This window comes from Pseudomonas sp. A-1, assembly GCF_004801855.1.
Classification (GTDB): Bacteria; Pseudomonadota; Gammaproteobacteria; order Pseudomonadales; family Pseudomonadaceae; genus Geopseudomonas.
Window position 1 is genome coordinate 57,053 of sequence record NZ_SSTC01000002.1, and the last position, 10,289, is coordinate 67,341.

The window sequence follows — 10,289 nt, forward strand, 5'->3', positions numbered from 1 at the left end:
GACCCCGCCTCGGCGGGGTTTTTCATGCCCGTTGCCTGTCGGTGCCAGTCACATAGCGTCGATGGCTCAACTACCGCGACTGCAGGAGCAGCCATGAGTATCGACAAGATCAACGACGACACCTTCCTCTCCGTTACCGAGGCCATGGGGCTGGCAGGCGAGGCCCTGGAGAAAGGCGACGCCGACCTGCTGCTGGTCATCAGCCTGGCCGGTGAGCGCGAGAGCGCTGTACTCGGTGGCCGGGTGGACACTGCGCAGGTGGAGCGCGTGGAGCAGCTTCTGGTCGAGCTCAAGGCGCGTGCCCGGGCCGAGGGCGAGGGTGATCACGTCCTGCATGTGTGGCGGGGCTGAGGTAGGCCGGGTATGGCTGAAGAGGTGACGCATGGCAGGCGGTGAGCGCAAGCAGATCGACTGGGAGGCGGTTGAGCGGGATTACCGAGTTGGCCAGCTGTCTCTGCGCGCCTTGGCGGCCAAGCACGGCACCACCCCAGGCGCGATCAGCAAGAAAGCCAAGAAGGAGGGGTGGACTCAGGATGCCAGCCAGGAGGTGCGTGAGCGGACCCGTGCGGCGCTGATCAAGGCGCCGGCGGCCGAGCAGGAAACACGGGATGGAAACGCTGTTTCCTCGGCTGGAAACGCCCCCACGCGGGAAGACATCGAGGTGGCCGTCCAGACCAATCTGGCGGTCATCAGCCGGCACCGGAAGGACATCGGCCATGGGCACCGGCTGGTCGGCCTGCTGTTCTCGCAGCTGGAGGAGGCGGCGCGGCATCGCGAAGAGATCGAGGACGAGATCGAGCGGGAGTGCTCCGGTGACGAAACCACCGCGCGGCGCACCCGCATGCTCAAGGCCGTGAGCCTGCCGTCGCATGCGGGCGTGATCCGCGACCTGTCGACCGCACTGAAGAACCTGATCCCGCTGGAGCGCCAGGCCTACAACCTCGACGAGGTGTCGAGCGAGGAGAGCTTCGAGGAGCGGCTGGCGCGGCTGGTGGGTGACAGCCAGTAGATGGGGTTGCGGCCGCTCGCCAGTCACATAGCCTGCCGGGCTCCAACCACTGGAGATCCCCATGAACGAGAAGATCATCCACGCAATCAGCGCGCTCGGCTACACCGCCAAGGATCTGCTGAGCATTACCCGGCGCGACGACCAAGCCACCTCCACCGCGCACAAGGTGCTGAAGGTGATCGACTCCCTGCTGGACAGCCTCGGCGAAGCATCCCCTACGCAGTCAGCGCGACTGGCTGACGAGGCCATGAGCGTGGTGAACATCGCTGGCGGCTCGGCAGCTGCCCGCGAGGCCGAGCAGCGCGCCCTGGAGGCAAGCTTTGCCGCGCCGAGCGTCACCCAAGACCGCATCAACGAGCTGCTGGCGCGCGTGACCTACCGCTACGAGCACCCGGAGGGCGCCACCGCAACCTTCGCCCACGCCTTCCTTGATGACGAGTTCTACCTGGCCACCGGCTTCTCCGCGTGCGTCAGCCCGGAGAACTACAACCAGGCCATCGGCGAGAAATACGCCGGCCGCAATGCGTTGGAGAAGGCCACCGGAAAGCTGTGGGAGCTGGAGGGCTACGCCCTGTTCCAGCGCCTGCGTGATCCGCGTTGCAGCGGCAGTACCTGCGGCCCAGTTACCACCCTGGAGGCACGCTAATGCGCCAGTACATCGGGACCAAAATCGTCAGTGCGCAGCCCATGACGCGCGCCGAGTACAACGCCTACCGCGGCTGGGAGCTGCCGGCCAACGAGGACGGCGCCGACGCCGGCTATCTGGTCGAGTACCACGACGGCGGCAAGCCCAACGACGACCGCCACGCCGGCTATATCAGCTGGTCGCCGGCCGAGCAGTTCGAGCGTGCCAACGTGGCCTTCGATGCCGCCGACGGCCAGGCGCCGCACCAGATCCGAGTGGTAGCCGAGCGCGCCGATCTGGACGCGCGAGCCGAGCGCCTGCGCAGCTTCATCATGGGCGACACCTTCGCCAGCCTGCCGCTGGATGAACAGCGCCGCTTGTATCGGCAGAACATGCTGATGGGCGAGCTGTCCAGCGTCCTCGGCGAGCGCATCGCCGCGTTCTGATCCTGACCGCGCCTTGGTCGCCCATTAGCCCGCCCCGTGCGGGCTTTTTTTCGCCTGCGCGCAGGGCTTGCGCCGCCGCTCCAGTCACATAGCGTCCGCCACATCGCAACGATTGTGGCCGCCCCGTGACCAACGCCGACATCCTGCTGCAGAAGCTGATCGAGGACGACGAGCTCTACTGCTCGCGTAACCTCAAGATCCGCACGAAGGAAGGCAACATCGTCCCCTTCGAGTGGAACGACGCCCAGCGCCTGCTGCACGCCAAGCTCGAGGAGCAGCTGCAGCACTGTGGCTGGGTGCGGGCCCTGGTGCTCAAGGGCCGTCAGCAGGGCTGCTCGACCTACGTCGCGGCTCGTTTCTACAAGCGCACCAGCATGCGCTTCGGCAAGCGGACGATGATCCTGACGCACCTGGACGCCGCCACGCAGAACCTGTTCGGGATGGCGAAGACCTACTACGAGCTGAGCGATCCGGCGCTGCAGCCGGCGATCAAGGCCAACTCGGGTAACGAACTGTCGTTCGCCAAACTGCGCAGTGGCTACAAGGTGGCCACCGCGGGCTCGAAGAACGCCGGGCGCTCCGACACCGTGCAGTACCTGCATGGCTCCGAGGTGGCGTTCTGGCCCAATGCCCAGCAGATCATGGCGGGGCTGGGCCAGACCGTGCCGCTGCTGCCGGGCAGCGAGATGATCCTCGAGACGACCGCCAACGGTCTGGGCAATCTGTTCCACAAGATGTGGACGCTGGCTGTCGCCGGTAAGTCCGACTTCATGCCGGTGTTCATCCCCTGGTTCGTGCAGCGCGAGTACCGCCGCGAGGTGCCTCCCGGCTTCGAGATGAGCGCCGAGGAGCAGGAGTACATGGCCACCTTCGGGCTCGACCTCGAGCAGATGGCCTGGCGCCGCTCCAAGATCGACACCGACTTCACCGGCGACGAGGACTGGTTCAACCAGGAGTACCCGGCAACCCCCGACATGGCCTTCCTCAAGGTTGGCCACAAGCCGTTGATCAAGACCCTGCGGGTACAGCGCGCCCGCAAGCAGCGCATTGAGCACATGCAGCGTATCGGCGCCCATGTGGTCGGCCTTGACCCGGCCCGCGGCGGCGACACCTCGACTTTCATCCATCGCCAGGGCCGCGTGGCCTGGGGGCTGGAGCGCATCGACATCGCAGACACCATGGCCGTCACCGGCCGCGCCGCGCGCCTGCTGCAGGACGACCGGACCATCCGGATGCTGTTTGTCGATATCGGCGGCTTGGGCGCCGGCATCTACGACCGCCTGGTGGAGCTCGGCTTTGGTGAACGGGTGACCGCGGTCAACTTCGGCTCGAAGGCCACCGACGAGCGCAAGTACTTCAACAAGCGCGCCGAGATGTGGGGCGAGCTGGCCGAGTGGCTGCACGACGACATCACCCCCTGCATCCCCGACGACGACCAGCTGCACGGCGACCTGACCGCCGTCAGCGGCAACAAGTACAGCTCCAACGGCCAGCTGAAGCTCGAATCCAAGGAGAAGATCCGCGAGGAACTGGGGCGCTCACCGGACGACGGCGACGCCCTGGCGCTGACCTTCGCCGAGCCGGTGGCGGCCGACGACACCTTCACCGAGGACTGGCGCACCAAGCTGCTGCGCAACCGGTCCCGCAAATCCGCGATGAGTGCCTGACGAGATGAGTCCGACCGCCGAAACCAACCGCACGGCCTACGAGAACTGGCAGCGCTACGAGTACGGGCGTATGCGTGGGCACCTGGACTACGTGAAGACCGCTCGCATCAACGAGGGCATGTACTTGGGCGGCGGCCTGCAGTGGAGCGCGGAAGATCTGCAGGCCCTGGCCGAGGCCGGCCGCCCGGCCTTCGAGTTCAACCAGATCCTGCCGAAGATCAACGCCGCCCTCGGCTACCAGATCGCCAACCGCATGGACATCACCTTCCGCCCTCGCGGCGGGCAGGCCGATCAGGATCTGGCCAGCACCCTGTCCAAGCTGACCATGCAGATCGCCGACAACACCCAGCTGCACTGGAAGGAGTCGCAGGTCTTCGCCGACGGCCTGGTGCAGCAGCGCGGCTACTTCGACGTGCGGATCAGCTATGAGGACAGCCTGCTGGGCGAGGTGCACATCGACGCGCTCGACCCGCTGGACGTGATCCCCGACCCGGATGCCAAGAGCTACGACCCGGACAGCTGGGCCGACGTGATCGTGACCCGCTGGCTGACCCTCGACGAGATCGAGGCGCTGTACGGCACCGCCAAGCGCAACGAGGTGGACCAGACCAAGCCGGACGAGAGCGACTTCGGCGAGGACATGGGCGACGAGGCCCGCAACAAGTTCGGCGACAACAACAGCGGCTACAACGACCGCATGGGTGTGGCCACCCAGGCCGACGGCGAGCGGCGAGTGCGGGTGATCGATCGCCAGTTCTGGCGCATGGAGAAGGCCGAGGTGCTGATCACCCCGACCGGCGACATCCGGGTGGTCGACAGCCTGAGCCCGGCTCGGGTCGCCGCCATGGAGGCCGCCGGCGCGATCCGCCAGAAGCGCCGTGTCCGCCGGGTGCGCTGGGTGGTCAGCACGCAGTGCGTGGTGCTGCACGATGACTGGTCGCCGTTCCAGCACTTCACGGTTGTGCCGTACTTCCCGTTTTTCCGCCGCGGCGTCACTCGCGGCTTGGTCGACAACGCCATCGGCCCGCAGCAGATGCTCAACAAGTCGCTGAGCCAGATGCTGCACATCATCAACACCACCGCCAACTCGGGCTGGATCACCTGGGCGAACACCCTGGCCAACATGACCGAGGACGAACTGGAGGACCGTGGCGCCGAGACGGGGCTGCACATCAGCCTGAAGAAGGAGACTCCGACCGAGAAGATGCCGCGCAAGATCCAGCCGAACCAGGTACCGACCGGGCTGGACCGCATCATCGAGCGCTCCGCGGTGCTGCTGGAGCAGGCCACCGGCATCAACGATGCCATGGTGGGCAACACCGGGCGCGAGGTTTCGGGCATCGCCATCCAGAGCCGCCAGCACGCCGCCCAGCAGCAGTTGGCCGTGCCGCTGGACAACCTGGCGCGCACCCGCAACCTGCTGGCCCGACGGATCCTCGACCTGATCCAGGGTTTCTACGATCAGCCGCGCATCGTCCGCATCGTCGAGACCGACGCCCGCGGCCGGGAGATGACCGAAGAGCTGGCGCTGAACTACCCGGCGGCCAACGGCCAGATCCTCAACGACCTGACCATCGGCGAGTACGACGTGGTGATCGCCGAGGTGCCGCTGCAGGTGACCTTCGAGAACAGCCAGTTCCTGCAGGCCATCGAGCTGGTCGACAAGGGCGCGCCGATCCCATGGCCGTTCGTGCTGCGCTACTCGAACCTGGCCCACAAGCAGGAAATTATCGACGCGCTCGAGCAGCAGGCCCAGCAGCAGGCCGACCCGCTGGTCGAGGCCAAGGTGGCACTGACCCAGGCGCAGACGCAGAAGACCCTGGCCGAGAGCGTGAACAAGGCTGTCGAGTCGCAATACAGCGCGATGCAGGCGTCCGGGGTGATCGCCACCACTCCGGCGACCGCGCCGCTGGCCGATGCGCTGCTCCGCTCGGCCGGCTACGTCGACCGCGACGCGGCGCCCATCGTGCCGGAGTACCAGGCCAACGTGCCGACCGCACCAGTGGCACCGGACGCACCGACCAATACCAATCCGTTGACCCCGGCCAACCCGGCCGTGGGCGTGGCTGCGGGTATCGAAACCCAGGCCATCGAACCTGTTTAAACCCAAGGGGGCTCCCATGCGCGACAACGACGACAACCTGGACACCGAACTGGACACCGATCTGCTGGACCGCGGCGATGAGGTCGGCGACCTGCCGCCGGAGGAAGACGAGCTGCCGCTGGACGACGAGGAGCGTGAAGAGAACGAGGGGGATGCAGCTGCGGAGGAAGAGCCGGCGCCGGCCAAGGGCAGCCGCACCGTGCCGCATGCGCGCTTCAACGAGGTCAACGAGCAGCTGAAGCAGGAGCGTGCCGCCCGCCTGCAGCTGGAGGAGGAGCTGGCCCGCGCCCGCGGCGCCCAGCAGACCCAGCCGTCGGCTGCTGAGCAGAAGCCGCAGGAGAAACCGACCGAATTCGACTTCAAGGCTGCCCGCAAGCAGCTGCGCGAGGCGATCTACGAGGGCGATGATGCCAAGGCCGAGCAGCTCGAGGAGGAGATCGAGCGGCAGACCGAGCTGCGCCAGACCCGCATCGCCGAGCAGCGCGCCCAGGAGCTACTCGAGCAGCGCACCCGCGAGCAGCAGCAGAAGGCGATCAAGAACGAGGTGGAGACCGCCGTGGCGGCGGCCTATGCGAGCTACCCGTTCCTCGATGCCGCTGGCGAGCAGGCCAACCAGGACGCCATCGACGAGGTGATAGCGCTGCGGGATCTTTATATTTCCCGCGGCAAGTCGCCGGCTCAGGCCATCGCCGATGCCGTGGCCAAGGTCGGCCCGCGCTACGCTGAAGCCCCTGCTGCCAAGCCGGACGGCAAGGCGACCATCGAGCAGAACCTGGAACGCGAGCGGCGCATCCCGCCGACGATGCCCGGGGTCGGCGAGCGTGCCCGCAAGATCGACTACGCCAATCTCAGCGAGGACGAATTCGAGAGGCTGCCCGAGGCCGAGAAGCGCAAGGCTCGCGGCGATTTCGTGGGTTGACGGCCCATTCCAGTCACATAGCGTTCGCCCCGTAGCTTCCTCAGCTGCATGACCGCCGGCCTTCGGGCCGGTGCGTCACCGGGCTTCGGCCCTCGCTCACCGAGTCACGGTGTCCTCGCCTGCAGGGCGTAAAGCTGCGCCGGCCCCGAGAGCCTGAATCTCGTCTTCGCCTGGGTGGCGACACAACCCGAACACAACCGACAGCAATTCACGACGACAGGAGACGGATCATGTCCGTTACCAACTTTGCGCGGCTGACCCCGCAGCAGAAGATCGTCTGGTCGCGCGACGTTTGGCAGGCCGCCCGCGATCAGATGTTCATCAAGAAATTCCTCGGCACTGGCGACGGCGCGCTGATCCAGCGCATTACCGAGCTGACCAAGACCGAGAAGGGCGAGAAGGTGCTCATGCATCTGGTTGCTGACCTGGTTGAAGACGGCGTGACCGGCGACAACCAGCGCGAGGGCAACGAAGAAGAAATGATGTCCTACTCGCAGGAGATCACCATCGACCTGATCAGCCACCAAGTCCGCAACAAGGGCAAGCTGGCCGACCAGAAGACCGTGATCAACTTCCGCGAGATGGCCAAGTCGCGCCTGGCCTACTGGCTGTCCAACCGTACCGACCAGTTGGGCATGCTCACCCTGTCCGGCGTCTCCTACGAGTACCACCTGGACGGCTCCAAGCGCGTGAATTCGCCGTTCCCGTCTCTGGCGTTCGCCGCCGACGTGTCCGCCCCCACCGCCAAGCGTCACCTGGCCTGGAACGGCTCCGCGCTGGTGCCCGGTGATACCTCCGTCATCACTGCCAGCTTCGTGCCGAACTACAAGATGATCGTGGATCTCATCGCCTACGCGAAGACCCACTACGTCAAGCCCCTGATGGCGGGCGGCAAGGAGTACTACGTGCTGCTCGTTCAGCCGGGCACCCTGGCCCAGCTGAAGAAGGATCCGGACTACCAGCGCGCCGTTGTGGCCCTGGCGCAGAAGGATGGCGCCAACAGCCCGTGGTTCACCGGCGGGACCGTGACCATCGATGGCGCGGTGATTCATGAGCACCGTCTGGTGTTCGGCACCCAGGGCGCGCCGGCCGGCGAGAAGTGGGGCGCCGACGGCAACGTGAACGGCACCCGAACCCTGCTGTGCGGTGCGCAGGCGCTGGGCATGGCCGATCTGGGCACGCCGGAGTGGGTCGAGAAGAAGTTCGACTACGACTCCAAGCAGGGCATCAGCGTCGACAAGATGCTCGGCTTCCTCAAGCCCAAGTTCCACTCGATCTACGACAAGTCCGTCGAGGACTTCGGCGTGATCGCCTGCGACCACTACCAGCAGTAAGGGGGCTGAGCCATGACCATCTCCAAGAATGACGGCCGCCAGCCCCCCATCGTGGCCTGGGTGGACTTCAACCTGGCCGACGTGGCGGTAGGCACTGCGCAGGGCGCCATCGAGCTGCCGGGCGGCGCCATCGTGCTGCGCGGCGATCTGTACGTCACCGAGGCCTTCAATGGCGGCACCACTGCGACCCTCAAGGTTGGCGATGCCGGCGACGACGACCGCTACACCGGCACGCCGCTGGACGTGACCACCACCGGCAAGAAGCCCCTGGTGCCGACCGGCTACGCGATGCCCCAGCAGGGAGACCTGACCGTCAAGTTCGCGCAGTCCGGCACCGCGGCCACCACCGGCAAGGCCCGCCTGATCGTCGAGTACATCGACGTCGGTCGCGTCTGCTTCACCCAGGGCTGAGGCCTGAAGTCCGGGCCGGGTGACTCCGGCCCTGATCCAACCGCAAGGGGAACACCATGAGCGAAGTCCGTTTTCTCCCGAGTCCGCACGATACCGAGTACACCCACATTTCCCTGACCAGTGGCCACAGCGCGGTGGTCTATGCCGTAAGCCCGGTCGACCAGAAGCCCGGCACTGCGCTGCATCCGCGCTTTCACGAGGTGGCCATCGCCAAGGGCTGCAAGCTGCTCGGCTTGGGCGGCTATCAGGAAGCCGAGCCGACCGGCGCCGGCAAGCTCGATCTGGTCTGCAACGCCATCGAGGTCATCGTGGAGCGCAACGCCGAAGGTGATCTGGACGGCACCGGCCGCCCGACGCTGAAGGCCTTGAAGGCGCAGGCCGGCTTCAACGTGACCAAGGGCGAGGCCGATGCTGCCTGGGCTGAGTTCGTGGCCGGCTTGGAAGACTGAGCATGAACCGCGGCCAGTTGCGTGCTCGTTTGCGCTCCGCCTATCTGGATGACCAGGCCGAGCCTTACCTGTGGTCCGACGATCTGCTGGATGCGCTGATCGAGGAGGCCCAGCAGGAGGCGGCGATCCGCTCGCGCCTGCTGTCCGAGACGATCCAGCTGCCGCTGGTGGCGGGGCAGGGTAGCTACAGCCTGCCGGCGTCGGCCCTCGATGTGGTGCGCGTGCGCACCCCGGGCCTGACCCTGGCGCGTACCTCGCAGGCCGAGCTGGACGAGCAGGGCGCCTGGGAGCAGCGCTCCGGGCAGCCGCGCAGCTACGCCTTCACGGCGGCCCACTTCGGTGGAGACGGCGAGCTGATCGTCTACCCGGCGCCTGCCAGCGCTTACGCGGCGGCGGTCACCCTGCAGCGTCTCCCCGCGGCGCTGAGCGATGACGCAAGCCAGCCCGAGCTGCCGATACACCTGCATCTATTCCTGCTGGACTGGGCTGCCTTCCGCGCCTTTTCCCTGCGCGACAGCGACGCTGAGGACAGTGCCAGGGCCGCCAAGCATGAAGCTGCCTTCGAGGCGGTCTTCGGCGAGCGCCTGGATGCCGACACGCTGCGGCAGCGGGCCGAAAGACGCCCCCACCGTATCAAGACCAACTCCGACTGGAGATAGGCGATGGCCATGAGCAAACTGACTGTCGACCTCAAGATCGGCGAAACCGTCACCATCGGCGGCGCGACTGTTCGCCTCGAGAAGAAGTCCGGCCAACTGGCCCGGTTGGTGATCGTTGCCGACGGCAACACCCCGATTCACACCCCGAAATCGGCGCGCATGAGTGCGTCTCTGCAAGGAGACGCCATTCATGGCCAACACTCTGTACGACAAGGCTCGCCAGCGCTTTCTTGAGGCGCAGATCAACTGGATGAGCGACACCATCAAGTGCATCTTGGTGGATACGGGCGCCTATACCCCGCAGACCGCCATCCACGAATACCTGGCCGATATTCCCGTATCCGCACGCATCGCCGGGCCGGTGACGCTTACTGCCAAGTCCACCAGTGGTGGCGCCGCCGACGCGGCCGACTGCACGTTCACCAGCGTCTCGGGGCCGAGCATCGAGGCGATCATCATCTACGTCGACACTGGCGCCGAAAATACCAGCCCGCTGATCGCGTACATCGACACTGCCACCGGACTGCCGATCACCCCGAATGGCGGGGATATTATTGTGACTTGGGATAATGGTGCTAATAAGATTTTCAAAGTATAGAACTCCCGTGTCACATGGATATTGGCTATTGTTGTTTCTCGGAATCCAATCGGGAGCTGGTAATGGCC

The 10,289-nt window shown here is 66.0% G+C and carries 13 protein-coding genes; all 13 read left to right on the forward strand.

All coding sequences use genetic code 11. From position 1 onward, the window contains the following. Positions 1-93 precede the first annotated feature (93 nt). Positions 94-351, forward strand: coding sequence for a hypothetical protein (locus E5198_RS00840; RefSeq protein ID WP_136488117.1), 258 nt, complete (start codon positions 94-96; stop codon positions 349-351). Between the two features lie 31 nt (positions 352-382). Beyond that, entirely contained in the window at positions 383-1,009 is a 627-nt protein-coding gene (locus E5198_RS00845; protein WP_136488118.1) for a hypothetical protein, read from the forward strand. A 61-nt stretch (positions 1,010-1,070) separates the two neighbouring features. Beyond that, positions 1,071-1,655 carry a Gp49 family protein gene (locus E5198_RS00850; protein ID WP_256658926.1) on the forward strand — a complete coding sequence of 195 codons (585 nt, stop codon included), beginning with the start codon at positions 1,071-1,073 and terminating at the stop codon, positions 1,653-1,655. Further along, complete coding sequence (locus E5198_RS21750) at positions 1,655-2,080, forward strand: hypothetical protein (protein ID WP_178084029.1); 426 nt, start codon at positions 1,655-1,657, stop codon at positions 2,078-2,080. Before E5198_RS00850 ends, E5198_RS21750 begins: the two co-directional genes overlap by 1 nt. Before the next feature lie 125 nt (positions 2,081-2,205). Continuing rightward, the gene (locus tag E5198_RS00860) at positions 2,206-3,747 is read left to right on the forward strand and encodes a hypothetical protein (RefSeq protein WP_136488119.1); all 1,542 of its coding nucleotides are present in this window, start codon (positions 2,206-2,208) and stop codon (positions 3,745-3,747) included. 4 nt (positions 3,748-3,751) lie between these two features. Beyond that, positions 3,752-5,851 (forward strand): genomic island protein, encoded by a 2,100-nt coding sequence (locus E5198_RS00865; protein ID WP_136488120.1) that lies wholly within the window; start codon positions 3,752-3,754, stop codon positions 5,849-5,851. A 16-nt stretch (positions 5,852-5,867) separates the two neighbouring features. After that, a complete protein-coding gene (locus E5198_RS00870; RefSeq protein ID WP_136488121.1) occupies positions 5,868-6,770 on the forward strand; it encodes a hypothetical protein in 903 nt (300 codons plus the stop codon). Between the two features lie 230 nt (positions 6,771-7,000). Then, complete coding sequence (locus E5198_RS00875; protein ID WP_136488122.1) at positions 7,001-8,104, forward strand: N4-gp56 family major capsid protein; 1,104 nt, start codon at positions 7,001-7,003, stop codon at positions 8,102-8,104. A gap of 12 nt (positions 8,105-8,116) precedes the next feature. After that, a complete protein-coding gene (locus tag E5198_RS00880; protein ID WP_136488123.1) occupies positions 8,117-8,515 on the forward strand; it encodes a hypothetical protein in 399 nt (132 codons plus the stop codon). Positions 8,516-8,571: 56 nt separating this feature from the next. Then, the gene (locus tag E5198_RS00885; protein WP_136488124.1) at positions 8,572-8,964 is read left to right on the forward strand and encodes a hypothetical protein; all 393 of its coding nucleotides are present in this window, start codon (positions 8,572-8,574) and stop codon (positions 8,962-8,964) included. 2 nt (positions 8,965-8,966) lie between these two features. After that, positions 8,967-9,623 carry a DUF6682 family protein gene (locus E5198_RS00890; RefSeq protein WP_136488125.1) on the forward strand — a complete coding sequence of 219 codons (657 nt, stop codon included), beginning with the start codon at positions 8,967-8,969 and terminating at the stop codon, positions 9,621-9,623. Between the two features lie 9 nt (positions 9,624-9,632). Beyond that, a complete protein-coding gene (locus tag E5198_RS00895; RefSeq protein ID WP_136488126.1) occupies positions 9,633-9,857 on the forward strand; it encodes a hypothetical protein in 225 nt (74 codons plus the stop codon). Then, positions 9,814-10,221, forward strand: a complete 408-nt coding sequence (locus tag E5198_RS00900) for a hypothetical protein (protein ID WP_136488127.1) — start codon at positions 9,814-9,816, stop codon at positions 10,219-10,221. Before E5198_RS00895 ends, E5198_RS00900 begins: the two co-directional genes overlap by 44 nt. The last annotated feature ends 68 nt before the right edge of the window (positions 10,222-10,289 follow it).

Excerpts from the sequence above, each read along its gene's own strand:
- E5198_RS00880 (WP_136488123.1), top strand. The coding sequence starts at position 8,117 with ATGACCATCTCCAAGAATGACGGCCGCCAGCCCCCCATCGTGGCCTGG.
- E5198_RS00875 (WP_136488122.1), top strand. The coding sequence starts at position 7,001 with ATGTCCGTTACCAACTTTGCGCGGCTGACCCCGCAGCAGAAGATCGTC.
- E5198_RS00845 (WP_136488118.1), top strand. The coding sequence starts at position 383 with ATGGCAGGCGGTGAGCGCAAGCAGATCGACTGGGAGGCGGTTGAGCGG.
- E5198_RS00870 (WP_136488121.1), top strand. The coding sequence starts at position 5,868 with ATGCGCGACAACGACGACAACCTGGACACCGAACTGGACACCGATCTG.
- E5198_RS00840 (WP_136488117.1), top strand. The coding sequence starts at position 94 with ATGAGTATCGACAAGATCAACGACGACACCTTCCTCTCCGTTACCGAG.
- E5198_RS00890 (WP_136488125.1), top strand. The coding sequence starts at position 8,967 with ATGAACCGCGGCCAGTTGCGTGCTCGTTTGCGCTCCGCCTATCTGGAT.
- E5198_RS21750 (WP_178084029.1), top strand. The coding sequence starts at position 1,655 with ATGCGCCAGTACATCGGGACCAAAATCGTCAGTGCGCAGCCCATGACG.
- E5198_RS00885 (WP_136488124.1), top strand. The coding sequence starts at position 8,572 with ATGAGCGAAGTCCGTTTTCTCCCGAGTCCGCACGATACCGAGTACACC.
- E5198_RS00850 (WP_256658926.1), top strand. The coding sequence starts at position 1,071 with ATGAACGAGAAGATCATCCACGCAATCAGCGCGCTCGGCTACACCGCC.
- E5198_RS00900 (WP_136488127.1), top strand. The coding sequence starts at position 9,814 with ATGGCCAACACTCTGTACGACAAGGCTCGCCAGCGCTTTCTTGAGGCG.
- E5198_RS00865 (WP_136488120.1), top strand. The coding sequence starts at position 3,752 with ATGAGTCCGACCGCCGAAACCAACCGCACGGCCTACGAGAACTGGCAG.
- E5198_RS00895 (WP_136488126.1), top strand. The coding sequence starts at position 9,633 with ATGAGCAAACTGACTGTCGACCTCAAGATCGGCGAAACCGTCACCATC.